We start from the raw sequence: 25289 nt of genomic DNA, 5'->3' as shown, positions 1-25289 counted from the left end.
ATGTTATGGGCAAATGCTTCGTCGTATTTGCCCCGTTTCAGCCATGATTTGTGGTGCTGAATGGTCTCCCTGGGGAATATGCGCCACGCCGCTGCGCATAATCCATTTACGGGAAAATGCCGACGTTAGGGCCCGGCTTTTCAGGATTTTGCCATACAGTTTGAGTCGTAACTTGCGGGTGGCTTTACGGTAAGCGTGATTCATATCTGGCATATCCCGCAGCAGTACCGATTTGAGGATCTCCGCGCTGTCCAGCGCATAGCTAATCCCTTCCAGCGAGCTGGCGCTGATAAAACCGGCCGCTTCACCAATCAAAAATGCGTTGTCCTCGCCGCAGACGAAGTCTTTCCAGCGTGAGGGGAATAGCACCGTACATTTTTCACTTTTCACCGGTTTGCCGAACTGGAAATGGAACGCTTCCAGCTTCTCTTTCAGCGCGTCAAAGCGTGCCTGTCCGTCCTTCATGGGGTAGGCGCCACAAAAGATAAAATAGCCATCTTTGCTGATACTCCAGGAATAACAGTCAGTTGTATCGTTATCAAAAATACAGGAATAGAACGGAACGGGATGCTTTTCCGCAAACCATTGTTGAATCGCGACATATTTACGGATTTGGTGCTGTGGATAGAGATGACGGCGCACCAGTGAGTTCGCACCGTCTGCCCCCACCAGATAACGTGCAGTGATCTGCTGCTCCCAACCGTCGGCGCGGAAGATAACATGCCATTTATCGCCCTCGCGCCAGATTTTCCGGCACAGGCTGTCGTGATACACCTGCACATCATCAGGGATGAGAGATTTAAGCCATAAATCAAAAGCATGGCGGTTGATATTAATGTAGCTGCGTTGGTAGTTACGCGTCAAAGAAGCGGCAACATCAACCGTTTTAACGCTAAAAATCTGCGGGTTGGCGATAACATCAACGGGTAAGGTTATCCCGTCGCGGATAAACGAACGCTGGGCGTCCGGGGCCAGCAGACCGCCGCAGGGTTTAGTGAAACCTTCGTTACCGCACTGGCGTTTTTTATCCAACGCAATCACGCGCATTTTTCCGCTTAACTGTCGCGCCAGCGCTGCGCCTGCCGGACCTAAACCGATAATCGCTACTTCAAAATGTTCCATCTTTCTGTCCGCAAAAATGAAGATGGCGATACGCTAAAGCCTGAAAGTGAAGTGCTTGTGAAGTATGATTGTTTTAATCGTCTTGTATCAGGGCATCCCATGAAGCAAATCACCTTTACGCCGCGTAATCATCAGCTTACCAATATCAACACCTGGACACCGGACAGCCAGTGGCTGGTCTTTGATGTGCGCCCTTCCGGCGCTTCCTTTACCGGTGAAACAATTGAGCGCGTCAATATCCATACTGGCGAGCTGGAGGTGATTTACCGGGCTACTCAGGGATCGCACGTTGGCGTGGTGACCGTTCATCCAAAGTCGGAAAAATATGTATTCATTCACGGGCCTGAAAATCCTGATGAAACATGGTATTACGACTTCCATCATCGCCGTGGGGTGATTGTTACGCAGGCTGGGGTGGAGAATCTGGATGCAATGGATATTACTGCGCCCTATACGCCAGGTGCGCTGCGCGGCGGGAGTCATGTGCATGTCTTTAGCCCGAACGGTGAGTTTGTCAGTTTCACCTATAACGACCATGTTCTGCATGAGCGCTCTCCGGCGCTCGATTTACGCAACGTCGGCGTGGCTGCACCGTATGGTCCGGTTAATGTTTCCGCGCAGCATCCCCGTGAATACAGCGGTAGCTACTGGTGTGTGCTGGTGAGCCAGACGACACCAACGCCAAAACCGGGTAGCGATGAGATTAACCGCGCCTATGAAGAGGGCTGGGTTGGAGAAAACAGGCTGGCGTTTATCGGTGATACGCTATCAGCCACTGGCGAGAAAGTACCGGAGCTGTTTATTGTTGATTTGCCACAGGATGAAAGCGGCTGGAAACAGCCGGGGGACGCGCCTCTGGAGGGGACTGACATGACCATACCTGCGTCGCCATCCGGTATTCGCCAACGCCGTCTGACGTTTACCCATGAGCGCGCCTTTCCGGGGCTGGTGAATCAGCCTCGCCACTGGGTACGCAGTAATCCAAAGGTATCTGAGATTGCGTTTTTAATGCGTGATGACAACGGTATTGTGCAGCTATGGCTGATTTCCCCACAGGGGGGAACGCCGCGCCAGCTTACCCAGTGTGCTACGAATATTCAGTCAGCTTTTAACTGGCACCCATCGGGGAAGTGGCTGGGATTTGTACTGGAGAACAGAATAGCCTGTTGTGATGTTCAAACGGGCGAGATTGATTTTTTAACGGAACGTCATGATAACCCGCCGTCGGCCGATGCGATCGTCTTCTCCCCTGATGGTCGACAGGTTGCGTGGATGGAAGACGTCGAGGGTTTCCGCCAGCTGTGGGTGACTGAAACCGGGCGTTAATTTATGGAGCAGACATTTCTGCCGGGGGAATAACGGCGTTCGTGGCCTGGGTTCTCTCCTCGCTCTTTTCTACGCGGGATCTCACCGAGTTATCTTTGCGAAAGAGATCCCAAGGTAGCAATACCGTATCGAGCACCGCGGTAAAAGGCATATCCAGAATCGCCAGCGACTTGGTTCCCCAGTTCGTATCACTTTCGCTAATCATTGTGGCACTGGCTCGAGTGCCAGGATACGTCCCTTCTTTGCCACCTGTATGTGACATGATGCTGGAACAGCCGCTTACAAACACCATCCCACTACACATCGTCAGTGTTACCAACATTTTTTTAATCATCATTTATTCATCTGTATTTATCGTGTTTGCATGGTGAGTTAAAGCGATCCATTGCGAAAATAACATCACCATTTCGTCGCACTGTGGCGGCCATCGCGATTTAACGAGAACAACTGCTCCCCCCAGTGTATGCAATAGACAACAAACTGCAAAAAAAGTCAGATGAATACGCTTGAAAAGTTTGTATTAAGACCCATTTTTAGAGTGTAGACAAATGAAGGGCATGCCTGATGGGTGTCCTGGCTACCTGACCTGTCCATGATGGAAGGTCAATATTCTCGCTGATTTCAGGAGCTATTGATTATGCGTAACTTTGATTTATCCCCGCTGTACCGTTCTGCTATTGGTTTTGACCGTCTGTTTAACCTGCTGGAAAACAATCAGGGCCAGAGCAATGGCGGCTACCCTCCGTACAACGTTGAGCTGGTAGACGAAAACCATTACCGCATTGCAATTGCCGTTGCCGGTTTTGCTGAAAGCGAACTGGAAATTACTGCCCAGGACAATCTGCTGGTGGTAAAAGGTGCCCATGCGGACGATCAAAAAGAACGTACTTACCTGTATCAGGGTATTGCCGAGCGCAACTTTGAACGCAAGTTCCAGTTAGCGGAGAACATTCATGTTCGCGGCGCAAACCTGGTAAATGGTCTGCTGTATATCGATCTTGAGCGCGTGATTCCTGAAGCGAACAAACCGCGCCGCATCGAAATCAACTAATTCTGTAGGCCGCTTCAGGCGGCCTTGCTAAGTCATCGGCTTGCCGTCAGGGAGCCGAAAGGTACCTACTCGCTTCTTAGAAGGAGATTATTATGCGTAACTACGATTTATCCCCGCTGCTGCGTCAATGGATCGGTTTTGACAAACTGGCCAATGCCTTGCAAAACACCGGTGAAAGCCAGAGCTTCCCGCCTTATAACATCGAAAAGAGCGATGATAACCACTACCGCATTACCCTTGCGTTAGCCGGTTTCCGCCAGGAAGATCTGGATATTCAACTGGAAGGCACGCGCCTGACAGTGAAAGGTACGCCGCAGCAGCCGGAAAAAGAGACCAAATGGTTGCATCAGGGACTGGTCACTCAGCCGTTCAGCCTGAGCTTTACGCTGGCTGAAAATATGGAGGTCTCCGGCGCAAGCTTCACTAACGGCTTGCTGCATATTGATTTGACCCGGAATGAACCTGAAACCATTGCTCCACAACGTATCGCCATCAGCGAACGTCCCGCATTAGACAGTTAAATAGCTCCATGCCTTTGCCCCGCCAGAAATGACGGGGCTTTTTTGTGCTTTACCACCCATACATTGCGACTTTACTCTGCGAGAATCCATTTACTTAATGATGTTATTCACAGGGAACAGGATATGAGTGATATAGCATTGACGGTCAGCGTTCTGGCATTGGTGGCAGTTGTCGGGTTATGGATCGGCAACATAAAAATACGTGGTGTGGGTTTTGGCATTGGAGGTGTGCTGTTCGGCGGCATTATTGTCGGGCATTTTGTCGATCAGGCAGGGATGACCCTGAGCGGCGACATGCTGCATTTTATTCAGGAATTTGGCCTGATTCTTTTCGTCTACACCATTGGTATTCAGGTGGGGCCGGGCTTTTTTGCTTCTCTGCGCGTTTCGGGCCTGCGGCTGAATCTGTTTGCTGTGCTGATTGTCATCATGGGTGGCCTGGTCACCGCGATCCTGCATAAGATTTTTGCCATTCCTCTCCCTGTGGTGCTGGGAATATTCTCTGGAGCGGTCACCAATACCCCGGCGTTAGGTGCGGGGCAGCAAATTCTGCGCGATTTGGGTACGCCTGGCGATGTGGTTGACCAGATGGGGATGAGCTATGCCATGGCTTATCCTTTCGGCATTTGCGGAATTTTACTGACCATGTGGCTGATGCGCCTTATTTTCCGCGTTAACGTCGATGCTGAAGCCCAGCAGCATGAATCCACGCTGACCAACGGGCACGCACTGATTCAGACGATGAACATCCGCGTGGAAAACCCAAACATCAACAATATGGCAATTCAGGATGTCCCGATTCTGAACAGCGACAAAATCATCTGCTCGCGTCTGAAACGTGACGAGACATTGATGGTGCCGTCGCCAGGGACAGTTATCCAGTTGGGCGACCTGCTCCACCTGGTCGGGCAGCCTGCTGACCTGCATAACGCGCAGGTGGTGATTGGGCAGGAGGTGGATACATCGCTGTCTACGCGAGGTACCGATTTACGCGTCGAACGCGTGGTGGTGACTAACGAGCAGGTGCTGGGTAAACGTATCCGTGATCTGCACTTTAAAGAACGTTACGACGTGGTGATTTCCCGCCTGAACCGTGCGGGTGTTGAGCTGGTAGCCAGCAGCGACGCCAGCCTGCAATTCGGGGATATCCTCAATCTGGTGGGGCGCCCTTCGTCTATTGATGCCGTTGCCAATGTTGTGGGTAACGCGCAGCAAAAACTGCAGCAAGTGCAGATGCTGCCGGTATTTATCGGTATCGGGCTGGGTGTTCTACTGGGTTCAATCCCGCTGTTCATCCCAGGGTTTCCGGTGGCGTTAAAACTGGGTCTGGCCGGTGGGCCGCTGATTATGGCCTTGATCCTGGGGCGTATTGGCAGCATTGGTAAGCTGTACTGGTTTATGCCTCCCAGCGCTAACCTGGCGCTGCGAGAGTTGGGTATCGTGCTGTTTCTCGCGGTAGTTGGTCTGAAGTCAGGCGGTGATTTTGTCGATACTCTGACGCAGGGCGATGGCCTGAGCTGGGTGGGTTACGGTATTTTCATTACTGCGATTCCGCTGATTACCGTGGGTTTGTTAGCTCGTCTATTTGTCAAAATGAACTACCTGACGCTGTGCGGCATGCTGGCTGGCTCAATGACCGATCCCCCGGCTCTGGCGTTTGCTAATAACCTGCATGCTACCAGCGGGGCGGCAGCGCTCTCCTACGCCACCGTTTATCCGCTGGTTATGTTCCTGAGGATTATCACGCCACAGCTGCTGGCGGTGATCTTCTGGGGATTAGGTTAAAACTGACTTATCCGGCCTGCATCTCCTGTAGGCCGGATAAAACGCAACTCACCATCCGGCATTACAAACACCCTCTCTCTTTCCCATTGTCTCATCACCCGACTCGCCCTCTCGTTTGAGAATCAGGTTCATACTCCTTAACTGTTCCGGTATAACGACCAGACAACAATATTTAAGGAGCTGTCATGAAGATTTCTCGCCTTGGAGAAGCACCGGATTATCGCTTCTCACTGGCAAATGAGCGTACTTTTCTGGCGTGGATCCGCACCGCGCTCGGATTTCTGGCGGCGGGGGTTGGCCTTGATCAACTGGCCCCGGATTTTGCCACGCCGGTCATCCGTGAGGCGCTTGCCTTGTTGCTGTGTCTGTTTGCCGGCGGTCTGGCGATCTACGGCTACCTGCGCTGGCTACGTAATGAAAAGGCGATGCGACTGAAAGAGGACTTGCCCTACACCCACAGCCTGCTGATTATCAGCGTCATGCTGACTATTGTGGCGGTGATTGTCATGACGCTGGTGCTGTATGCCGGATAGCCGCAAATCGCGACGCATCGCTGACCCGGGGTTACAACCGGAGCGGACTTCACTTGCCTGGTTTCGCACGTTGTTGGGCTATGGCGCGTTAATGGCGCTGGCGATTAAGCACAACTGGCACCAGGCGGGAGTGCTGTTCTGGATATCGGTAGTTGTGCTGGTGATAGTGGCGATTATCCTCTGGCGCTACACCCGCAGCCGTAATCTGATGGATGTGAGTCATAGCGATTTTTCTGAATCTCGCGCGGTGCGTGACAAATTTATGATCTCCCTCGCGGTGTTATCCCTCGCAATGCTGTTTGCTGTAACGCATGTTCGCCAACTTATCGTATTTATCGGGAATTTTGCATGACAGGATGTGAGAACATGGATGTTAGTGATGATGTTTTAAACGTGGTGATTGACCATCAGAAGTGTTTACAACCGGTTGAAGTGTACCGTGGTTTGCAACAAGGAAATGTTCGCCTGGTACAATTTATTCCGCTGGTTAAGCACGATGGTTCAGGTCATCTGACAGACGAATCGGTTACGTCTGAGGCGTGGGGCCGATTTTTAATTACGATATTTGATATCTGGGTACGTGAAGATATTAATCAGATATCTATCCAGCTTTTCGATAAAACGCTTCGCCAGTGGTGTGGTCTGACGGCACAGATTGAACGACAGACCATGTCATCAATGAATACGCGTTGCCAGACATGCTCATTGTTTCAGTATTACCACGGTGATTGTCCTGCGTACTGCGAGGAAAATGGAAAGGGCGTGCTGTGTGCAGGCTATCAGGCTTTCTTCAGCCATACCGCACCGCATATGCGCGTGATGCGTGACCTGCTTAAGCAGCATCGCTCACCGATGGAGCTGATGGCGATGCTGCGTTAAGCTCAGCGGTATTTAACGTCCTTTGGCCAGATATTGCGCCATTTCATCTTCCGGGACCATTCCGCCGCCGGTCGCCCACACCAGATGGGTAGCGTTATTGAGCTGATCCGCGCTGAAGCCGTGCATGTGCTGATAGTCAGCAGAGGCGCAAACGTGTTGCGGACCGGCCATCCCTGCCAGCGCTGACGGTTCGAGGCGAATACCTTCTTCCTGCGCCAGCCAGCCCAGCATATCGTACATAGTCTGATCGTCCAGGGTGTACAGACCGTCGAGCAGACGTTCCATTGCCCGGCCAACAAAGCCAGACGCACGGCCGACAGCCAGCCCATCCGCCGCCGTCAGGTTGTCGATGCCAATATCCTGCACGGAAATCGTATCGTGCAGTCCGGTATAAATCCCCAGTAGCATGCACGGTGAATGGGTGGGTTCTGCGAAGAAGCAGTGAACGTTGTCGCCGAAAGCCAGCTTCAGGCCAAACGCCACGCCGCCAGGGCCACCGCCGACGCCGCACGGCAGGTACACAAACAGCGGATGGTCGGCATCCACCACGCGCCCCTGCTGGGCAAACTGCGCCTTCAGACGCTGGCCAGCGACCGCATAGCCTAAAAACAGCGTGCGCGAGTTTTCATCATCGATAAAGAAGCAGTTCGGATCGGACTCTGCCGCCTTACGGCCCTGTTCAACCGCCACGCCGTAATCTTCTTCGTACTCCACGACCGTCACGCCGTGACTGCGCAGTTTGGCTTTTTTCCATGCGCGGGCATCGGCAGACATATGCACCGTCACCTTAAAGCCGATACGGGCGCTCATAATGCCAATCGACATGCCGAGGTTACCGGTGGAGCCTACCGCGATGCTGTACTGGCTGAAGAACTGTTTGAACTCGGGCGAAAGCAGAACGCTGTAATCGTCTTGTGTGGTCAGCAGACCGGCTTCCAGCGCCAGTTTTTCCGCGTGGGTAAGTACTTCATAAATGCCACCACGGGCTTTAATCGAACCAGAAATTGGCAGGTGACTGTCTTTCTTCAGCAGGATTTCGCCATTAATGCGCTGCCCGAACTCTTTTTCCAGCCGCTTTTGCATCGCCGGAATGGCAGCCAGCTCAGATTCAATAATGCCGCCGGTGGCTGCAGTTTCCGGGAATGCCTTTGCCAGGTACGGCGCGAAACGCGTCAGACGGGCGTGGGCATCCTGAACATCGTGTTCAGTCAGGCCAACATACGGTAAACCTTCCGCAAGAGAGGTGGTGCCAGGGTTAAACCAGGTTGTCTCCTTGAGAGCAACCAGATCTTCCACTAAAGGATACTGGGCGATAAGTGTTTGAATGTTTTCCATAGTCAGTCTCTTTGCGCTAGATAATAAAGGAAAGCAGGAATGTGCAAGTCAGTGCAATCACGGACGCGATAAATGTCGCGGTCGTATAGTATTTAAACGTTTCATTCAGGGTGGCACCGCAGTATTGCTTCACCAGCCAGAAGAGGGAATCGGTGACGATCGTGCAGCCAATAGCGCCAGAACCGATAGCAATGGCGATGATCTCCGGGCTAACGTTAGGATAGAGCGGCAGCATCGGTGCCACGATAGCCGTCGCCCCCATCATCGCCACCGTGGCAGAGCCCACTGCAGCGTGCAGGATTAACGCCACCAGCCACGCCAGCAGAATCGGGTGCATATGCATGTTCGAGAGGATCAGCGCGAGGGTATCCGCCAGCCCACTGCTCTTGAGGATAGCGTTGAATGCGCCGCCTGCGCCGATAATCAGCAAAATGTTAGCAATCGAGCCAAAACCATTTTCAGTGTGGGTCAGCAACGCACCCATACCGATGTGCTGACGCAGGCCGAGAATGTAATAGGCCACGAAAACGGCAATAAACATCGCGGTGATCGGGTTACCAATAAACTCCAGTAGCGTATATACCGTGCTGCCTTTCGCCATGTTCAGCTCAGCAACGGTTTTAACCAGCATCAGGCCAATCGGCAGCAGAACGGTAAACAGCGTAGAGCCCAGCGACGGTAGCGTGCTTTCGTCGCGCACTTTGAGGTCAGAAAACTCAGCCGGAACCGGTTTAAACGGCAGACGGTTACCGAGGAGTTTCAGATACAGCGGACCGCCGATAAGCGAAGCCATCAAACCAACCAGTAAGCCGTAGACAATCACGGTGCCAATGTCCGCGCCCAGCTTGTTCGCCACGAACAGGGCTGCCGGATGCGGTGGTACCACGCAGTGCACTGCCATCAGCGCCGTACACAGTGGAATCGCCAGCTTCAGTAATGAAGTATTGGTTTTCTTGGCAATCGAAAAAGCCAGCGGAATCAACAGCACCACGCCGACTTCCACAAACAGCGTGATCCCACAAATCAGCCCGACCAGCACCATAATGACGTCAGCGGAAAGCCAGCGGCAGCGCTGCAGCGTCAGGCCAATGCGTTCGGCCGCGCCGGACACTTCCATCATTTTGCCCAGAATGGTCCCCAGGCCGATAACCGCGGCGAGGAAGCCCAGCGTACCGCCGATGCCACTCTCAATGGCATTGACCATATCCAACGGCCCCATGCCCATCATCGTACCCACGAAGAAGCTGGCTAACAGCAGCGCCAGAAACGGGTGGAATTTGAACTTCACGATGGTCAAAACGATTAGCACGATGCTTATCAGCAGCGTGCTCACAACCCAGATTTGAGAGTGCATAGCTCACCTTGCCCTGTGATTAATATAGGGGTATTGGACAAAAATAAGGCAGGGTCTGACAAACGATATAAATCCCCTTTCACATGAACCAGATTGCATCAAATGAGTGATTTACGTCTAATTGTGCTTGGTTTATGCGATATGGTTCACTCTGAATCACCTTTATGCTGATTTTTGCAGCGAACTTTTTTACACTCCAGCGCATGAATCAGGAGGACAGGAGGTGAGAATGGATCCCCTACGCGAAGTCAGAAACCGGCTGCTTAATGGCTGGCAGTTGTCAAAGCTGTATACGTTTGAAGTGGCGGCCCGGCATCAGTCGTTTGCGCTGGCAGCAGACGAGCTGTCATTGAGTCCCAGCGCCGTCAGCCATCGCATAAATCAGCTTGAAGATGAGCTTGGCATCCAATTATTTGTTCGTTCTCATCGCAAAGTGGAACTCACTCATGAGGGTAAGCGGGTATTTTGGGCGCTGAAGTCGTCGCTGGACACGCTCAACCAGGAGATTCTTGATATTAAGAATCAGGAGCTCTCGGGGACGCTCACCGTTTACTCACGGCCTTCTATCGCCCAGTGCTGGCTGGTTCCGGCGCTCGGCGACTTTACCCGTCGCTACCCGTCAATTTCGCTGACCATGCTGACCGGGAACGACAACGTCAATCTGCAGCGTGCGGGTATCGATCTCGCCATCTATTTTGACGATGCACCCTCCGCGCAGCTCACGCATCACTTCCTGATGGATGAAGAGATCCTCCCGGTATGCAGCCCGGACTATGCTCGCCGCCATGACCTTACCGGTTCGCTGGTGAATTTGCCGCACTGTACCTTGCTGCACGACAGACAGGCGTGGAGTAACGATTCCGGGACCGATGAGTGGCACAGCTGGGCGCAGCATTTTGCGGCGAATTTGCCGACATCGTCGGGGATTGGTTTTGATCGTTCTGATTTAGCAGTGATTGCGGCAATGAACCATATCGGCGTGGCGATGGGCCGAAAACGGCTGGTGCAAAAACGCCTCGACAGCGGAGAATTGATTGCGCCTTTTGGCGATATGGCGCTGAAATGCCATCAACATTACTACATCACTACGCTGCCCGGCAGGCAGTGGCCGAAAATCGAGGCGTTTATTGGCTGGCTACAGGAGCAGGTTAAATAAGCGGGTCGCGAATATTTTTTACGCTTTCGCTCTACACGGAAAGCGAAAAAGCGTGCTAAATACGTGATATCACTCCTGATGATTTGCGTAAGGACGACCGTGTTAAAGCCGATTGTTTCCCTTTTACTGTTGGCCAGCGCCACCGTGTGTGCCGCGCAACCTGCGTTGACGGCGGCGCAGTATGTGCAGCAGCTTGGGGTTGGGATGGACGTAGATTGGGCGCGTACCGATCGGGGCATCCGTGAATTCGATCCGCTGGTGGTGAGGGATTATAAGGCGAAAGGGTTGACCCACGTCCGCATTCGCGTGGCGGGTGAGCCTACGGAGGCGCGGCTCATTCATCTGCGCAAGCTGGTGGAAGCCTGCGAGCAGTATGGCGTGATCCCGATAATCGCCTATCAGGCTGACGAGTATAAAAAAGACCCCAGTGCCAGTAACGAAAAAGAGGTGGTTAACTGGTGGGTGGCGGTGGCGCATTACTTTGGTCAAAGTTCGCCGTTGCTGGGTTTCGACCTGATATACGAACCCTCTGATAAGCTCACCCATAATCAGGCGTCGCTCAATAGGGTGTATGACAAAACCATCCGTACCATCCATGCCATCGATCCACAGCGAATGATATTTATCGCGCCGAAACTGCATGCCGCTCCGGAAGATTTGCCCAACCTAAAGTTGCCGCCGCAAAGTCAGAATACCGTGTTGGCTCAATGGCATATCTTCCCGTGGGGGCCGCTGAAAAATAACGGTAAATACCCGTGGACCTCAGGGACAGCGGCAGAAAAGGCCGCCATTCGCGCCCGTATCAATACCGCCATTCACTGGCAGCAGAAAACCGGTCATGTTAGTTGGGTAGGAGGCTGGTCGCCGGGAGAAACCATCAGGAACGCGCCTTCTGCCTCGCAAATGGCGTTTGCCCGCTTTATGGCTTGCGAGCTGAAGAAAGCGAAAATTCCCTATGCTATCAATGCGGATACGCAGTTCTATGATGGTGAGGAAGGGGCATGGCGTCCGGCGCTGGAGCCGTTGTTGAATACCATGATTGCCCCTGAGTGTGAAAAGCCCGGCGAGAAGCCGGGCCATCATACGCTTAAACCGCCTGCCCCTGATGCGACACGCGTGACGCCAGCGGAAGCCAGCAAACAAAAATCAACAGCCCCATAAGGGTCATCAGCAGGCCCAGACTGGCTTGCCCGGTCTGCGGCAGCATGGCGGAGAACCACGCCAGCACGCCGGAACCAATGTTTTGTAATCCACCAACCAGCGCACCAGCAGTACCGGCCAGGAACGGGAAAGGCTCCATTGCGCCGCTGGTTGCCAGCGGAAACAGCATCCCGGCGCCGAAGAAAAACAGTGCGGCGGGAACCAGCAGCGTCCAGACGTTCATCACGTCGAACAGACCAGGGATCCACATCATCAAACCGGCGACCAGACAGCAGATAACCGACTGCCACATTAGCGTCGAGAAACGCTTATTCGGGCGACCGGCGAACCAGGCACCAAAAAACGCCGCTGGAATGGGTAGAATAAACAGGATACTGACCACCATGCTGCTTAAGCCGAGACGCGCGCCTAACAACACACCGGAACAGGCTTCGAAGACCGCAACGCCCGCCAGGCCGCCGATCAGCATCAGCACGTAACAGGTGAAAGAGCTGTTGCCAAACAGCGTTTTGTAGCTGGCGATAAGCCGTGGACGCGGAGCACCTGCGGGGCGCGTTTCCGGCATCCAGCGCGCCATGCTAAACGTGACGCCTGCGCACAGCACCAGCAGGAAGATGTAACAGGCACGCCAGTTCCACAGGGTATCCAGCATACCGCCAATCAATGGTGCCAGCAGTGGGCTGACAAGAATCCCCATGTTTAACAGGCTATTAGCGTGGCGTAACTGCGTGCCTTCGTACAGGTCGCGCGGTAACGTTCGCGCCATCACACCGCCGACGCCCGTTCCCATCCCCTGTATTGCGCTGGCGATAATCAATACCGTCAGGCTGTGGGTGGTTATGGCGACCAGCGTAGCCAGCATAAAAATGGACATCCCGGCGAGGATCACCGGGCGGCGGCCAACGCGATCGGAAAGTGGGCCGTAAATCAGTTGTGACAGACCGTAGGTCAACAGATAGGCGGCCATCACGCTTTGCACCGCCCCTTCGCGAACGTTCAGTTCACGTGCCATATCAGCAATCGCGGGGATATAAATGGTTTGCGCCATCTGACCTACCGCCACCAGTAATACCAACATCAACAACAAATTGACGCTTCTATGCCTTTTCATTTCGCTGATTACTTTTCAAAAAGTGAAAAAATAAGAATAAGGTGCTGCACTTTCCCGTAAATGCGCGTGGAATCTACCACAACAGAAAAAGAAGGCCAGATAGTGGGCTGGAATGTTTAAACGATGAACGGCAGGAAATGTAAACAAAAAGCGGCAACAAATGTTGCCGGATTGCATCGGGTTTACAGAGGTCATGATAAGCGTAGCAAAACTGCGCCTATGGCAATGCCTCCAGCCGCAACAAGACGTATTCCGGCAACCTTCTCTTTCAGTAGCAGCCACGCGAGCAGCGCGCCAAACAGGATGGAAGTTTCACGCAGCGCAGCGACTACCGCCAACGGAGCCTGAGTCATGGCCCACAGCGCCAGACCGTAAGAACCCATTGTGCCAATTCCGCCAAGAATACCTTTCTTCCACTGCTGTACCAGATAGCGTGACGCTTCCCGGCGTCGGGCAATCATCGCCCAGCCCAGCAGGCAGGAGCCGTTCAGAAAGAAGGTCCACAGCGTATAACCCAGCGCGGTTTCTGATAAACGTACGCCGGTGCCATCAACCAGCGTATATCCGGCGATAAAGCAGGCGTTAATGAGCGCCAGCACAATCCCGCGTTGCGAGCTGCTGCGTCCGTTAAACGCCATGCCGAGGATCGCCAGACAGATCGTGGCAATCCCCACCCAGGCTAGAACAGAGAGGCTATCGCCAAGAAACAGGACGCTGATAATTGCGACCAGCAGCGGCGCTGTGCCGCGCATTAACGGATAGGTCTGGCTCATATCCGAAACCTGATAGGTTTTGGCGACCAGGACGGTATATACAATTTGCAACGCAGTTGAGACGGCTAAAAACGGCAGGCTGGCGGCGGAAGGTTGCGGCGCAAAGGGTAAGCAAATCAATGCCATAATTGCAGCAGAACCGCTGACACCGATCGCTGAGTACAGTTTATCGTTTCCAGCTTTAACAATGGCATTCCAGCTGGCATGCAGCAGCGCGGCGAACAGCAAAATGCAGAAAACAGAAAGCGTCATGGTGGAATTCTTCCCTGAGAATGTCATAAAAACGTAACATATTGGCGCGACACAAGCACCAGGGAGAAGGTGAAAGGGGAGCGGAGTGTTACCCGCCCCCCTTAGGTGCGACTTGAATCTGAATTACTTAACGTATTTCAGAACGGCATCAAGTAGTTGCAGTGCTGCAACAATGAGTTTGAGGATAAGAATAGCGATATCCACGAGGCTCATACGCTCTCCTTTTGGTACAAGGAGCACGGTGCTGACGTACCTCGCCGCTGCCTGTTGCCAGCACCTTTGTTGACATAACACAGTGTGCTCACACGGGGGTTAAGGCGCTGACGGCACCACCCGTTTCAGCCAGGACTTTGATGCGCCGGTTTACGATGCGGCCCCCGCATAACACCTTGCGTACCGAGACATTATAGATAAGTACTGTATAAATTAACAGTATTTTATGGATGTTACGCTATTCATGTTCCATACTCAAAACCATCAAAATTCGTGCCGAAATTGCGTGTTCTTCGCAGAACGCGTATACTTTTTTCGTTGACATAACACAGTGTGTTCGGCGGCTACCAACCGCACAGCACTGAAAAAAACCTCGCTCCGGCGGGGTTTTTTGTTTTTCAGCAATGCACAACGAAATGTGATCATTGACGCATTTTTATGCAGATGAAAATTTTTCCATTGTCACGCTGAAAAACCTGTGTTTGTATAAATCCAGTTAATCAACAAACAGACAGGTCCCTAATGAACCCTTCCATGCTGACTGCGACCCTACTAAAAACTGCGCCATCTCGCGCAGCGGTCGTCGTGCGTGTGGTGGTGGTCGTCGGCAATGCGCCGTAGGGTCCGAATCAACACACGATTCCAAAACCCCGCCGGCGCAAACCGGGCGGGGTTTTTCGTTTCAGAGACCTGCCCGGAGCAAAGGCCCAGAATAAAAGGACTGGAGCATGGCAAGTTCGGGCATAACATCCAAGCGTACGCGTTTTACGGGCGCAGAATTCATCGTTCATTTCCTGGAACGCCAGGGTATTCAGGTTGTTACCGGTATTCCCGGCGGATCGATTCTTCCCGTCTATGACGCCTTAAGTCAAAGCACGCAAATCCGTCATATCCTGGCGCGCCACGAGCAAGGAGCAGGGTTTATCGCGCAGGGAATGGCGAGAACTGATGGCAAACCCGCCGTCTGTATGGCCTGCAGCGGACCGGGCGCAACCAATCTGGTGACCGCCATTGCCGATGCGCGTCTGGATTCCATCCCGCTGGTGTGTATCACCGGGCAGGTTCCGGCTTCAATGATCGGCACCGACGCCTTCCAGGAAGTCGACACCTACGGCATCTCTATCCCCATCACTAAGCACAACTATCTGGTCCGCCATATCAGTGAATTACCGCAGGTCATGAGCGATGCATTCCGCATTGCGCAGTCCGGACGTCCAGGCCCGGTGTGGATAGACATTCCTAAGGATATTCAAACCGCTGTTTTTGACATTGAAGAGATGCCGGAGCCCGCGCAGAAAATGGCGGCACCAGAGTTCAGCCAGGACAGCATTCGCGATGCCGCAGCCATGATTAACGCCGCACAGCGTCCGGTGCTGTACCTCGGCGGCGGCGTGATTAACGCACCTGAGCGCGTGCGCGAACTGGCAGAAAAAGCGACGCTGCCCACCACCATGACCTTAATGGCGCTCGGTATGCTGCCGAAAGCGCATCCGCTGTCGTTAGGCATGCTGGGCATGCACGGTGCGCGTAGTACTAACTTTATTCTGCAAGAAGCGGATTTATTGATTGTTCTGGGCGCACGTTTTGATGACCGGGCGATTGGTAAAACGGAGCAGTTCTGCCCGAACGCCAAAATCATTCACGTAGATATCGACCGCGCGGAACTGGGTAAAATCAAACAACCGCACGTGGCGATTCAGGCGGATGTCGATGAGGTTCTGGCGCAATTGATCCCATTAATTGACGCGCAGCCGCGAGAGTCGTGGCATCAGACGGTGGCCGATTTACAACGTGAATTCCCTTGCACTATTCCGCAGGAAAGCGACCCGCTCAGCCATTATGGATTGATCAACGCCGTGGCTGCCTGCGTAGACGACAGCGCCATTATCACCACCGACGTAGGTCAGCATCAGATGTGGGCGGCACAGGCTTATCCGCTGAACCGTCCGCGTCAGTGGCTGACCTCCGGCGGTCTGGGGACCATGGGCTTTGGCCTGCCAGCGGCAATTGGTGCAGCGCTGGCCAATCCAGACAAAAAAGTGCTGTGCTTCTCCGGCGACGGCAGCCTGATGATGAATATTCAGGAAATGGCGACAGCCAGCGAAAATCAGCTGGATATTAAAATCATCCTGATGAATAACGAAGCGTTGGGTCTTGTATATCAGCAGCAGAGTCTGTTCTATAAGCAGGGTGTTTTTGCCGCGACCTATCCGGGGATGATTAACTTTATGCAGATAGCCGCCGGGTTTGGTCTCGAAACCTGCGATCTGAATAACGAAGCGGACCCACAGGCAGCGTTGCAGGAGATTATTAATCGCCCTGGACCTGCGCTGATTCACGTACGCATCGATGCCGAACAGAAAGTGTACCCGATGGTGCCGCCGGGTGCGGCAAACACAGAAATGGTGGGGGAATAAGCCATGCAACAGCAGACTCATGACAACGTAATCCTGGAACTCACCGTACGCAACCATCCGGGCGTAATGACTCACGTTTGCGGGCTGTTCGCCCGCCGCGCGTTCAACGTAGAAGGCATTCTCTGTCTACCGATTCAGGACAGCGATAAGAGCCGCATCTGGCTACTGGTCAACGACGATCAACGTCTTGAGCAGATGATAAGCCAGATCGACAAGCTGGAAGATGTGGTGAAAGTGGCCCGCAACCAGTCCGATCCGTCGATGTTTAACAAAATCACCGTGTTCTTTGAGTAAGTTAGTCGCCGTCTGAATCCGGGGTGATCACTTTGACAGAGCCGTTCCGGCAGTGGGTTGCGTAATCTGCCGGTAACGGACGGTCGCTTATCAGTACGTCAAAGGTGGAGAGTGGACCAATGCTGGCGGGGGCGACCTCATCGAACAGGGCGTGGCGCGTCAGCAGAATTTTGCGTAATCCGCGTTCCATCGCTTTGCGTTTTGTGGCCAGATCGTCCGGATTGAACCAGCTAACGCCGAAATGCTCATGGACTCCGCTGGCGGAGATAAAGACTTTCCGTGGGTTGAGTGCATCCAGCGGGGAGGGATTGCTGGTGTCGTAAAAGGCGTCACTTTTCGCCCGGTAGGTCCCCCCGCAAAGAATCGCTGTGGCGTTGGGCTTTTCATTTAGCGCTACGAACACCCGGTGCGAGTAGCAAATCCCGGTAAAGGAAATATCGTCCGGGATCATGCTGACCACCAACGGCATTTCCGCACCATTATCAAAAAAGACCAGATCATTTTCACTCACCAGTCCCGCAGCCAGAATGGCAACCGGTAAATCGTCGCGGTGATACTGTTTTTGCGCGGGGAGTGACGCGTTAACGATGGTGGCAGGTTTGTTCACCATCACAATGTAACCACCGAGCAGAGTGAGTGGTAACGGTTCGTCATCCTGACTGAGATCCCGACGAATAGTCATCACGGAAACTTCCAGCATTCGTGCCGCCTCTTTCAGATGGATTCGGTCGGTCTTCTTCAACAATTCCATCAGACGTCGAATACGTTCTTTTTGCTTAGTTTCCATGTGCTTCTCCACGAATCATGTTCCCATGTTCCTTCAGTAACATTTTTGTGTTTCTGAGAACATGGCATTGCCGCATTACTATACGTCTGACTATTCGGAAATAAAAGCGTGTTTTTTCACGTTTTATTGATTATATCCAGTTAACTTTCAGTCAATTGTAAGCAACTTCATCATTTTTAGTGTGATGTGGATGCAACATTTAGCGCAATAAATAAACAATAAAATGATCTTCCAATCGCGATCCTAGTCACAAATGATACGAAAGTAACATGATAATGTTATTTAAATATCATTGTTGTGTGATTGTTTCTGAGAGGTAGTAAAATGGATATCGCGGTTATTGGCTCCAACATGGTGGATCTCATCACCTACATCAACCAGATGCCCAAAGAAGGGGAAACGCTGGAAGCACCGGCGTTCAAAATTGGCTGCGGGGGCAAAGGCGCAAATCAGGCCGTTGCGGCCGCTAAGCTCAATTCTAAAGTGCTGATGCTGACAAAAGTCGGTGATGATATTTTTGCGGATAACACTATTCGCAATCTTGAATCCTGGGGAATTAATACCACCTATGTCGAAAAGGTACCCTGCACCAGCAGCGGTGTCGCACCGATCTTTGTTAATGCGAACTCCAGCAACAGTATTCTGATTATTAAAGGAGCGAACAAATTTCTCTCCCCGGAAGATATCGATCGTGCGGCGGAAGATCTGAAAAAATGTCAGCTTATTGTCCTGCAACTGGAAGTGCAGCTGGAAACCGTTTATCACGCGATTGAATTTGGCAAAAAACACGGTATTGAAGTGTTACTAAATCCCGCCCCTGCATTACGGGAATTAGATATGTCTTATGCCTGTAAATGTGATTTTTTTGTGCCGAATGAAACCGAGTTGGAAATATTAACCGGTATGCCAGTGGATACTTATGACCATATTCGCGCAGCGGCACGTTCTCTGGTTGATAAAGGTCTGAACAATATTATCGTCACCATGGGTGAGAAAGGTGCGCTGTGGATGACACGTGACCAGGAAGTCCATGTTCCAGCGTTTAAAGTGAACGCTGTCGATACCAGTGGCGCAGGAGACGCTTTCATCGGTTGTTTTGCTCACTATTACGTTCAAAGCGGTGATGTGGAAGCCGCCATGAAAAAAGCCGCTCTCTTCGCTGCTTTCAGCGTTACCGGGAAAGGCACTCAATCATCTTATCCAAGCATCGAACAATTTAATGAGTTTCTTACCTTAAACGAATAATACTCCTGCACTGTAAAAGGTAGCACTATGAACGATAAAAACATCATTCAGATGCCTGACGGCTATTTGAATAAGACCCCTCTGTTCCAGTTTATTTTGTTATCCTGTTTATTCCCGTTATGGGGATGCGCAGCCGCATTAAATGATATTCTGATTACGCAATTCAAAAGCGTATTTTCACTCAGCAACTTTGCCTCGGCATTAGTTCAGAGTGCCTTTTATGGCGGTTATTTTTTAATTGCGATTCCAGCATCTCTGGTGATTAAAAAGACCAGTTATAAAGTCGCCATCTTAATGGGGCTGACCCTTTATATCGTTGGGTGTACGCTCTTCTTCCCGGCATCGCACATGGCCACCTACACCATGTTCCTTGCGGCGATTTTCGCGATTGCGATTGGTCTGAGCTTCCTGGAAACAGCAGCCAACACCTACAGCTCAATGATCGGCCCAAAAGCGTATGCCACTTTACGCCTGAACATCAGTCAGACTTTTTATCCTATTGGTGCGGCTGCTGGCATTCTGCTAGGTAAATATCTGGTCTTCTCTGAGGGCGAAAGCCTGGAAAAACAGATGGCCGGGATGAACGCTGAGCAGATCCATAACTTTAAAGTGTTGATGCTGGAAAATACCCTTGAGCCATACAAGTACATGATTATGGTACTGGTTGTGGTGATGGTGTTATTCCTCCTGACTCGCTTCCCTACATGTAAAGTCGCGCAAACCACGAGTCATAAACGCCCGTCAGCGATGGATACACTGCGTTATCTGGCCAGCAATGCCCGTTTCCGTCGTGGAATTGTGGCGCAATTTCTTTATGTGGGGATGCAGGTCGCGGTGTGGTCATTCACCATCCGTCTGGCACTGGAATTAGGTGATATCAACGAGCGCGACGCCTCAACCTTCATGGTCTATAGCTTCGCCTGCTTCTTTATCGGCAAGTTTATCGCCAACATTTTGATGACGCGCTTCAATCCGGAAAAAGTGCTGATTCTCTATTCCATTATTGGTGCGCTGTTCCTCGTCTATGTTGCACTGGCGCCAAGCTTCAGCGCTGTGTATGTCGCAGTGCTGGTGAGTGTCCTGTTTGGACCCTGCTGGGCGACAATCTATGCGGGTACGCTTGATACCGTGGATAACGAGCATACCGAAATGGCAGGTGCCGTCATTGTCATGGCGATTGTCGGTGCGGCGGTGGTTCCGGCGATTCAGGGCTATGTGGCCGATATGTTCCATTCATTGCAACTTTCGTTCCTGGTCTCCATGCTGTGCTTCGTGTACGTCGGTATCTACTTCTGGCGTGAAAGCAAAGTGCGCAACAACCTGGCTGAAGCGACAGTTTCCTGAGGAGAGTGAGCATGACAACACGTATAACGCTGTGGCGGGAACTCTTTGCAGAGCATCCGCGAATCTTACTGAAGAATAGCGACTTCACGGTTACCGCATTTCGTTACGCCAGTGGAGTGGAAGGGCTGAAGGTAGAAAACAGTCGTGGACATCTGGTTATTCTGCCCTGGATGGGGCAGATGATCTGGGATGCTCAGTTTGATGGCCATGACCTGACCATGCGTAACATGTTCAGTCAGCCGAAACCGGCGGCGGAAGTGGTGGCGACCTACGGCTGTTTTGCCTTCCACTCAGGTCTGTTGGCAAATGGCTGCCCATCACCAGAGGATTCACATCCTTTGCACGGTGAAATGGCTTGTGCCGCGATGGATGAAGCCTGGCTGGAGCTGGAGGGTGAGAATTTGCGCGTGGGCGGACGCTATGAGTATGTGATGGGGTTCGGTCATCATTATCAGGCACATCCTGCGGTGGTAATGCACAAAGCGAGTGCGCTGTTTGATATTCAGATGGCGGTTACCAACCTTGCCTCAGTGGCAATGCCGTTGCAGTACATGTGCCATATGAACTATGCCTACGTACCGGAAGCCACCTTCAGCCAGAATATTCCGGATGAGGCCATGAAGCTGCGTGAGTCGATACCCGCGCATGTTAAACCGACTGAGCAGTGGCTGGCGTTTAATCAGCGGATTGTACAGGGCGAGGCTTCTCTGGCGCGGCTCAATGAACCCCATTTTTACGATCCGGAAATTGTCTTCTTTGCTGACCAATTGGACAGGTACACCGATAAGCCAGAATTTAGCATGATCGCGCCTGATGGCACCACATTCGTTACGCGTTTCTCCAGCACGGAGCTGAATTATGTGACGCGTTGGATCCTCTACAACGGCGATCAGCAGGTTGCGGCATTCGCCTTGCCTGCAACCTGTCGACCTGAAGGATTCCTGGCAGCACAACGCAATGGCACCTTGATTGAAATAGAACCGCAGCACACCCGGACATTTACAGTCACAACTGGCATAGCCTGATCGCTCAAGGCTTGAACACCAAAGCACTTATCGTTAAGGTAAGCGCTTTTGCTGGGTGGCGGCATTAATGCCTTATCCGGCCTACAACGGCACCCGCCCGTAGGCCTGATAAGCGTAGCGCCATCAGGCATGCCTTAGCGCCAGGATGAACCCATGATTACCGTTGCCCTTATTGACGACCACCTTATCGTCCGCTCCGGCTTTGCCCAACTGCTGGGGCTGGAATCTGATTTGCAGGTGGTGGCTGAGTTTGGCTCAGGCAGTGAGGCGCTGGCGGGATTACCGGGACGCGGCGTGCAGGTGTGTATCTGCGACATCTCTATGCCTGATATCTCCGGTCTTGAACTGTTAGGCCAGTTGCCAAAAGGAATGGCGATTATCATGCTCTCTGTCCACGACAGCCCGGCACTGGTGGAGCAGGCGCTCAACGCGGGCGCGCGTGGTTTCCTTTCTAAACGTTGTAGCCCGGATGAGCTGATCGCGGCGGTGCATACCGTAGCGACCGGCGGCTGTTACCTGACGCCGGACATCGCCGTCAAACTGGCGGCCGGTCGTCAGGATCCGCTCACCAAACGCGAACGTCAGGTGGCGGAAAAACTGGCGCAAGGTATGGCGGTCAAAGAGATTGCCGCTGAACTGGGTCTGTCGCCGAAAACGGTGCACGTGCATCGCGCCAACCTGATGGAAAAGCTGGGGGTCAGCAACGACGTCGAACTGGCCCGCCGGATGTTTGACGGCTGGCAATGAACACGCTCTGTTCCCGGTTAATCACCGTTGTTGCCTGCTTCTTTATCTTCTCTGCCGCGTGGTTTTGCCTGTGGAGCATCAGCCTGCATCTGGTTGAGCGTCCGGAGCTGGCGGTACTGCTGTTTCCGTTTGGTCTGCGTTTGGGGTTGATGCTGCAATGTCCGCGCGGCTACTGGCCGGTGCTGCTGGGTGCGGAATGGCTGCTTCTTTTCTGGCTGGCGCAGGAAGTGGCGCTGGCCCATTTACCACTTTTGATGATCGGCAGCTTCCTCACGTTACTTCCGGTGATGTTGATTTCGCGATACCGCCATCAGCGCGACTGGCGCACGCTGCTGTTGCAGGGCGCGGCGCTTACGGCGGCGGCATTGCTGCAATCGCTGCCCTGGCTTGGGCAAGGCGAACAGGCGTGGAACGCGCTGCTGCTGACGCTCACCGGCGGATTAACGCTGGCGCCGATCTGCCTGGTGTTCTGGCACTATCTGACCAGCACGACCTGGCTGCCGCTGGGCCCGGCGGTGGTGTCGCAGCCGGTGAACTGGCGCGGGCGGCATCTGGTCTGGTACCTGCTGCTGTTTAGCGTCAGCCTGTGGCTACAGCTCGGGTTACCCGCCGAGCTTTCGCGCTTCACGCCGTTTTGCCTCGCGTTGCCGATCATTGCGCTGGCCTGGCACTACGGCTGGCAGGGGGCACTGATTGCGACGCTGATGAACGCCATCGCGCTGATTGCCAGCCAGACCTGGCACGATCATCCCGTCGATCTGTTGCTCTCGCTGCTGGTGCAAAGCCTGACCGGGCTGCTGCTCGGCGCGGGTATTCAGCGTCTGCGCGAACTTAACCAGTCGCTGCAAAATGAATTAGCACGCAACCATCGTCTGGCGGAACGCCTGCTGGAGACCGAGGAGAGCGTGCGCCGTGATGTGGCGCGCGAGCTGCACGATGATATCGGCCAGACCATCACCGCCATTCGCACTCAGGCGGGCATTGTCCAGCGGCTGGCGCCGGAAAACGCAGGGGTGAAGCGCAGCGGGGCGCACATCGAACAACTTTCTCTCGGCGTGTACGATTCGGTGCGTCGCTTGTTAGGCCGACTGCGACCACGTCAACTGGACGATCTCACGCTGGAGCAGGCCATCCGCTCACTGATGCGCGAAATGGAGCTGGAAAGCCGTGGCATCGTCAGCCATCTCGACTGGCGAATTGATGAATCTGCACTTAGCGAAAGCCAGCGGGTGACGCTGTTTCGCGTCTGTCAGGAAGGGCTGAACAACATCGTTAAGCACGCCAACGCCAGCGCGGTGACGCTTCAGGGCTGGCAACATGATGAACGGCTAATGCTGGTGATTGAGGACGACGGCAGCGGCCTGCCGCCGGGGTCGAATCAACAGGGATTTGGCCTTACGGGGATGCGTGAACGCATAACTGCCCTCGGCGGATCGCTCTCGATTTCCTGTACGCACGGCACGCGGGTCAGCGTGTCGTTACCCCAGCGATATGTGTAAGGCGCGGACATGTTTTCGTTTTTAAAAGCCCCGGCCAGTGCGCCGATCATTACTGATAAGCGTGAAGTGGATGCCCGTTACCGCTACTGGCGGCGGCATATCCTGACCACCATCTGGCTCGGCTACGCGCTGTTCTATTTCACACGCAAGAGCTTCAATGCCGCCGTACCGGATATCCTCACCAGCGGCGTGCTGACTCGCAGCGATATTGGGCTGCTGGCGACGCTGTTTTACATCACCTACGGCCTGTCGAAGTTTGTTTCCGGTATCGTCAGCGACAGATCCAACGCTCGCTATTTTATGGGCATCGGGTTGATTGCCACCGGCGTGGTAAACATTCTGTTTGGATTTTCCACCTCGCTATGGGCCTTTGCGGTGCTGTGGGCGCTGAACGCCTTTTTCCAGGGCTGGGGATCGCCGGTCTGCGCGCGTTTATTGACCGCGTGGTATTCGCGTACCGAGCGCGGCGGCTGGTGGGCGCTATGGAACACCGCGCACAACGTCGGCGGGGCGCTGATCCCTATCGTGATGGCGGCAACAGCGCTGCACTACGGCTGGCGCGCCGGGATGATGATCGCTGGGCTGCTGGCGATTGTGGTGGGGATTTTTCTCTGCTGGCGGCTGCGAGACAGGCCGCAGGCGATTGGTCTGCCGCCGATTGGCGACTGGCGGCATGACGAACTGGAAATTGCCCAACAGCAGGAAGGTGCTGGGCTGAGCCGCAAAGAGATCCTCACCCGCTATGTGCTGCTGAATCCTTATATCTGGCTGCTGTCACTGTGTTATGTGCTGGTGTACGTGGTCCGTGCCGCGATTAATGACTGGGGCAATCTGTACATGTCGGAGACGCTCGGCGTGGATCTGGTGACCGCCAATACCGCCGTGACGATGTTTGAACTGGGTGGATTTATCGGTGCGCTGGTGGCGGGTTGGGGTTCGGACAAGCTGTTTAACGGTAACCGCGGTCCAATGAACCTGATTTTTGCCGCCGGAATTTTGCTCTCAGTTGGCTCGCTGTGGCTGATGCCGTTCGCCAGCTACGTGATGCAGGCAGCGTGCTTTTTCACCACTGGATTCTTCGTCTTCGGCCCACAGATGCTGATCGGCATGGCGGCGGCGGAATGTTCGCATAAAGATGCGGCGGGCGCGGCAACCGGTTTTGTTGGGCTGTTTGCCTATCTGGGTGCATCGCTCTCCGGCTGGCCGCTGGCGAAGGTGATGGAGGTCTGGCACTGGACCGGATTCTTTGTGGTGATCGCTATTGCGGCGGGGATTTCCGCGTTGTTGCTGCTGCCATTTTTAAACGCCCAGGCCCCGCGCGATCTCAACGAAGCGTGATGTACCTCACCTTTTTGCCCT

At 53.4% G+C, this 25289-nt stretch carries 26 protein-coding genes and 1 other annotated feature; of the genes, 18 read left to right on the top strand and 8 right to left on the bottom strand.

Features of this window, described 5'->3' with window-relative positions:
* Nucleotides 1-3 precede the first annotated feature (3 nt).
* Nucleotides 4-1122 carry a colicin M resistance lipid reductase CbrA gene (gene cbrA, locus OGY72_RS09935; RefSeq protein ID WP_286547714.1) on the bottom strand — a complete coding sequence of 373 codons (1119 nt, stop codon included), beginning with the start codon at nt 1120-1122 and terminating at the stop codon, nt 4-6.
* Nucleotides 1123-1221: 99 nt separating this feature from the next.
* Between cbrA and OGY72_RS09930 the strand changes: the two genes are divergently transcribed.
* On the top strand, nt 1222-2448 hold the full coding sequence (locus tag OGY72_RS09930) for a YidR family protein (RefSeq protein WP_286547712.1): 1227 nt from the start codon (nt 1222-1224) through the stop codon (nt 2446-2448).
* Between the two features lies 1 nt (nt 2449).
* Here OGY72_RS09930 and OGY72_RS09925 read toward each other — a convergent pair whose 3' ends face one another.
* Nucleotides 2450-2782, bottom strand: coding sequence for a YceK/YidQ family lipoprotein (locus tag OGY72_RS09925; protein WP_164084788.1), 333 nt, complete (start codon nt 2780-2782; stop codon nt 2450-2452).
* Between the two features lie 238 nt (nt 2783-3020).
* Nucleotides 3021-3092: a sequence feature (ROSE (Repression Of Heat Shock gene Expression) occurs in the 5'-region of heat shock genes and acts as an RNA thermometer to modulate expression.), on the top strand.
* Between OGY72_RS09925 and ibpA the strand changes: the two genes are divergently transcribed.
* The 6 genes from ibpA (at nt 3086) to OGY72_RS09895 (ending at nt 7217) form a co-directional block, all read left to right on the top strand.
* Nucleotides 3086-3499 (top strand): small heat shock chaperone IbpA, encoded by a 414-nt coding sequence (gene ibpA, locus OGY72_RS09920; RefSeq protein WP_003023882.1) that lies wholly within the window; start codon nt 3086-3088, stop codon nt 3497-3499. Its footprint overlaps the feature before it by 7 nt.
* Nucleotides 3500-3591: 92 nt before the next feature.
* Nucleotides 3592-4020, top strand: coding sequence for a small heat shock chaperone IbpB (ibpB, locus tag OGY72_RS09915; protein WP_003827096.1), 429 nt, complete (start codon nt 3592-3594; stop codon nt 4018-4020).
* A gap of 123 nt (nt 4021-4143) precedes the next feature.
* The gene (locus OGY72_RS09910; RefSeq protein ID WP_003827099.1) at nt 4144-5805 is read left to right on the top strand and encodes a putative transporter; all 1662 of its coding nucleotides are present in this window, start codon (nt 4144-4146) and stop codon (nt 5803-5805) included.
* Nucleotides 5806-5990: 185 nt separating this feature from the next.
* Nucleotides 5991-6338, top strand: a complete 348-nt coding sequence (locus OGY72_RS09905) for a YidH family protein (RefSeq protein ID WP_003023888.1) — start codon at nt 5991-5993, stop codon at nt 6336-6338.
* Complete coding sequence (locus OGY72_RS09900; protein ID WP_003827101.1) at nt 6328-6690, top strand: DUF202 domain-containing protein; 363 nt, start codon at nt 6328-6330, stop codon at nt 6688-6690. The genes OGY72_RS09905 and OGY72_RS09900 overlap by 11 nt, the downstream gene beginning before the upstream one ends.
* A gap of 14 nt (nt 6691-6704) precedes the next feature.
* Entirely contained in the window at nt 6705-7217 is a 513-nt protein-coding gene (locus OGY72_RS09895) for a radical SAM protein (RefSeq protein WP_003827104.1), read from the top strand.
* A gap of 12 nt (nt 7218-7229) precedes the next feature.
* On the opposite strand, the gene dsdA is transcribed toward OGY72_RS09895, so the two are convergent.
* Complete coding sequence (gene dsdA, locus OGY72_RS09890) at nt 7230-8552, bottom strand: D-serine ammonia-lyase (RefSeq protein WP_149280821.1); 1323 nt, start codon at nt 8550-8552, stop codon at nt 7230-7232.
* 16 nt (nt 8553-8568) lie between these two features.
* A complete protein-coding gene (gene dsdX, locus OGY72_RS09885) occupies nt 8569-9906 on the bottom strand; it encodes a D-serine transporter DsdX (protein ID WP_286547706.1) in 1338 nt (445 codons plus the stop codon).
* A gap of 229 nt (nt 9907-10135) precedes the next feature.
* Here dsdX and dsdC point away from each other — a divergent pair, with 229 nt between their 5' ends.
* A complete protein-coding gene (gene dsdC, locus OGY72_RS09880) occupies nt 10136-11062 on the top strand; it encodes a DNA-binding transcriptional regulator DsdC (protein WP_003827110.1) in 927 nt (308 codons plus the stop codon).
* 78 nt (nt 11063-11140) lie between these two features.
* Nucleotides 11141-12223: a cellulase family glycosylhydrolase gene (locus OGY72_RS09875; RefSeq protein WP_148361300.1), complete on the top strand. Its 1083-nt coding sequence runs from the start codon at nt 11141-11143 to the stop codon at nt 12221-12223.
* On the opposite strand, the gene emrD is transcribed toward OGY72_RS09875, so the two are convergent.
* The 3 genes from emrD to tisB all read right to left on the bottom strand — a co-directional run bounded on the left by emrD (nt 12150) and on the right by tisB (nt 14572).
* Nucleotides 12150-13334: a multidrug efflux MFS transporter EmrD gene (emrD, locus tag OGY72_RS09870; protein ID WP_032934162.1), complete on the bottom strand. Its 1185-nt coding sequence runs from the start codon at nt 13332-13334 to the stop codon at nt 12150-12152. The genes OGY72_RS09875 and emrD overlap by 74 nt on opposite strands.
* A gap of 191 nt (nt 13335-13525) precedes the next feature.
* Nucleotides 13526-14359, bottom strand: a complete 834-nt coding sequence (locus tag OGY72_RS09865) for an EamA family transporter (RefSeq protein ID WP_020996046.1) — start codon at nt 14357-14359, stop codon at nt 13526-13528.
* 123 nt (nt 14360-14482) lie between these two features.
* Nucleotides 14483-14572: a type I toxin-antitoxin system toxin TisB gene (gene tisB / locus OGY72_RS09860; protein WP_003023909.1), complete on the bottom strand. Its 90-nt coding sequence runs from the start codon at nt 14570-14572 to the stop codon at nt 14483-14485.
* 522 nt (nt 14573-15094) lie between these two features.
* Here tisB and ivbL point away from each other — a divergent pair.
* The 3 genes from ivbL to ilvN all read left to right on the top strand — a co-directional run bounded on the left by ivbL (nt 15095) and on the right by ilvN (nt 17283).
* Nucleotides 15095-15193, top strand: coding sequence for an ilvB operon leader peptide IvbL (gene ivbL / locus OGY72_RS09855; protein WP_003827118.1), 99 nt, complete (start codon nt 15095-15097; stop codon nt 15191-15193).
* Between the two features lie 107 nt (nt 15194-15300).
* Nucleotides 15301-16989 carry an acetolactate synthase large subunit gene (gene ilvB, locus OGY72_RS09850; protein WP_003827120.1) on the top strand — a complete coding sequence of 563 codons (1689 nt, stop codon included), beginning with the start codon at nt 15301-15303 and terminating at the stop codon, nt 16987-16989.
* 3 nt (nt 16990-16992) lie between these two features.
* Nucleotides 16993-17283 (top strand): acetolactate synthase small subunit, encoded by a 291-nt coding sequence (gene ilvN / locus OGY72_RS09845; RefSeq protein ID WP_003023914.1) that lies wholly within the window; start codon nt 16993-16995, stop codon nt 17281-17283.
* Between the two features lies 1 nt (nt 17284).
* Here ilvN and OGY72_RS09840 read toward each other — a convergent pair whose 3' ends face one another.
* The gene (locus tag OGY72_RS09840) at nt 17285-18070 is read right to left on the bottom strand and encodes a DeoR family transcriptional regulator (protein ID WP_286547698.1); all 786 of its coding nucleotides are present in this window, start codon (nt 18068-18070) and stop codon (nt 17285-17287) included.
* Nucleotides 18071-18394: 324 nt separating this feature from the next.
* Between OGY72_RS09840 and rbsK the strand changes: the two genes are divergently transcribed.
* From rbsK to OGY72_RS09810, 6 genes are all read left to right on the top strand, one after another.
* The gene (rbsK, locus tag OGY72_RS09835; RefSeq protein WP_003827124.1) at nt 18395-19315 is read left to right on the top strand and encodes a ribokinase; all 921 of its coding nucleotides are present in this window, start codon (nt 18395-18397) and stop codon (nt 19313-19315) included.
* Nucleotides 19316-19342: 27 nt separating this feature from the next.
* Nucleotides 19343-20659 carry an L-fucose:H+ symporter permease gene (fucP, locus tag OGY72_RS09830; protein ID WP_003827126.1) on the top strand — a complete coding sequence of 439 codons (1317 nt, stop codon included), beginning with the start codon at nt 19343-19345 and terminating at the stop codon, nt 20657-20659.
* A gap of 11 nt (nt 20660-20670) precedes the next feature.
* On the top strand, nt 20671-21684 hold the full coding sequence (locus tag OGY72_RS09825; protein WP_149384356.1) for an aldose 1-epimerase family protein: 1014 nt from the start codon (nt 20671-20673) through the stop codon (nt 21682-21684).
* A 153-nt stretch (nt 21685-21837) separates the two neighbouring features.
* The gene (gene uhpA, locus OGY72_RS09820; RefSeq protein ID WP_286547697.1) at nt 21838-22431 is read left to right on the top strand and encodes a response regulator transcription factor UhpA; all 594 of its coding nucleotides are present in this window, start codon (nt 21838-21840) and stop codon (nt 22429-22431) included.
* On the top strand, nt 22428-23930 hold the full coding sequence (gene uhpB, locus OGY72_RS09815; RefSeq protein WP_286547696.1) for a signal transduction histidine-protein kinase/phosphatase UhpB: 1503 nt from the start codon (nt 22428-22430) through the stop codon (nt 23928-23930). Before uhpA ends, uhpB begins: the two co-directional genes overlap by 4 nt.
* Before the next feature lie 9 nt (nt 23931-23939).
* The gene (locus tag OGY72_RS09810) at nt 23940-25268 is read left to right on the top strand and encodes an MFS transporter (RefSeq protein WP_149384358.1); all 1329 of its coding nucleotides are present in this window, start codon (nt 23940-23942) and stop codon (nt 25266-25268) included.
* The last annotated feature ends 21 nt before the right edge of the window (nt 25269-25289 follow it).

The sequence above is a fragment of the Citrobacter sp. Cpo221 genome (assembly GCF_030332345.1).
GTDB lineage: Bacteria > Pseudomonadota > Gammaproteobacteria > Enterobacterales > Enterobacteriaceae > Citrobacter > Citrobacter portucalensis.
Note: the sequence above shows the minus strand (reverse complement) of the source record. Positions and strands in the feature narration are given on the sequence as shown.

Coding starts and splice junctions, on each gene's coding strand:
- dsdX (WP_286547706.1), bottom strand. CDS start 9,906: ATGCACTCTCAAATCTGGGTTGTGAGCACGCTGCTGATAAGCATCGTG.
- ilvB (WP_003827120.1), top strand. CDS start 15,301: ATGGCAAGTTCGGGCATAACATCCAAGCGTACGCGTTTTACGGGCGCA.
- OGY72_RS09930 (WP_286547712.1), top strand. CDS start 1,222: ATGAAGCAAATCACCTTTACGCCGCGTAATCATCAGCTTACCAATATC.
- cbrA (WP_286547714.1), bottom strand. CDS start 1,122: ATGGAACATTTTGAAGTAGCGATTATCGGTTTAGGTCCGGCAGGCGCA.
- emrD (WP_032934162.1), bottom strand. CDS start 13,334: ATGAAAAGGCATAGAAGCGTCAATTTGTTGTTGATGTTGGTATTACTG.
- ibpB (WP_003827096.1), top strand. CDS start 3,592: ATGCGTAACTACGATTTATCCCCGCTGCTGCGTCAATGGATCGGTTTT.
- dsdC (WP_003827110.1), top strand. CDS start 10,136: ATGGATCCCCTACGCGAAGTCAGAAACCGGCTGCTTAATGGCTGGCAG.
- OGY72_RS09840 (WP_286547698.1), bottom strand. CDS start 18,070: ATGGAAACTAAGCAAAAAGAACGTATTCGACGTCTGATGGAATTGTTG.
- OGY72_RS09895 (WP_003827104.1), top strand. CDS start 6,705: ATGGATGTTAGTGATGATGTTTTAAACGTGGTGATTGACCATCAGAAG.
- OGY72_RS09900 (WP_003827101.1), top strand. CDS start 6,328: ATGCCGGATAGCCGCAAATCGCGACGCATCGCTGACCCGGGGTTACAA.
- rbsK (WP_003827124.1), top strand. CDS start 18,395: ATGGATATCGCGGTTATTGGCTCCAACATGGTGGATCTCATCACCTAC.
- ivbL (WP_003827118.1), top strand. CDS start 15,095: ATGAACCCTTCCATGCTGACTGCGACCCTACTAAAAACTGCGCCATCT.
- OGY72_RS09810 (WP_149384358.1), top strand. CDS start 23,940: ATGTTTTCGTTTTTAAAAGCCCCGGCCAGTGCGCCGATCATTACTGAT.
- tisB (WP_003023909.1), bottom strand. CDS start 14,572: ATGAGCCTCGTGGATATCGCTATTCTTATCCTCAAACTCATTGTTGCA.
- OGY72_RS09825 (WP_149384356.1), top strand. CDS start 20,671: ATGACAACACGTATAACGCTGTGGCGGGAACTCTTTGCAGAGCATCCG.
- ilvN (WP_003023914.1), top strand. CDS start 16,993: ATGCAACAGCAGACTCATGACAACGTAATCCTGGAACTCACCGTACGC.
- dsdA (WP_149280821.1), bottom strand. CDS start 8,552: ATGGAAAACATTCAAACACTTATCGCCCAGTATCCTTTAGTGGAAGAT.
- ibpA (WP_003023882.1), top strand. CDS start 3,086: ATGCGTAACTTTGATTTATCCCCGCTGTACCGTTCTGCTATTGGTTTT.
- uhpB (WP_286547696.1), top strand. CDS start 22,428: ATGAACACGCTCTGTTCCCGGTTAATCACCGTTGTTGCCTGCTTCTTT.
- OGY72_RS09925 (WP_164084788.1), bottom strand. CDS start 2,782: ATGATTAAAAAAATGTTGGTAACACTGACGATGTGTAGTGGGATGGTG.
- OGY72_RS09865 (WP_020996046.1), bottom strand. CDS start 14,359: ATGACGCTTTCTGTTTTCTGCATTTTGCTGTTCGCCGCGCTGCTGCAT.
- OGY72_RS09905 (WP_003023888.1), top strand. CDS start 5,991: ATGAAGATTTCTCGCCTTGGAGAAGCACCGGATTATCGCTTCTCACTG.
- OGY72_RS09910 (WP_003827099.1), top strand. CDS start 4,144: ATGAGTGATATAGCATTGACGGTCAGCGTTCTGGCATTGGTGGCAGTT.
- OGY72_RS09875 (WP_148361300.1), top strand. CDS start 11,141: ATGATTTGCGTAAGGACGACCGTGTTAAAGCCGATTGTTTCCCTTTTA.
- fucP (WP_003827126.1), top strand. CDS start 19,343: ATGAACGATAAAAACATCATTCAGATGCCTGACGGCTATTTGAATAAG.
- uhpA (WP_286547697.1), top strand. CDS start 21,838: ATGATTACCGTTGCCCTTATTGACGACCACCTTATCGTCCGCTCCGGC.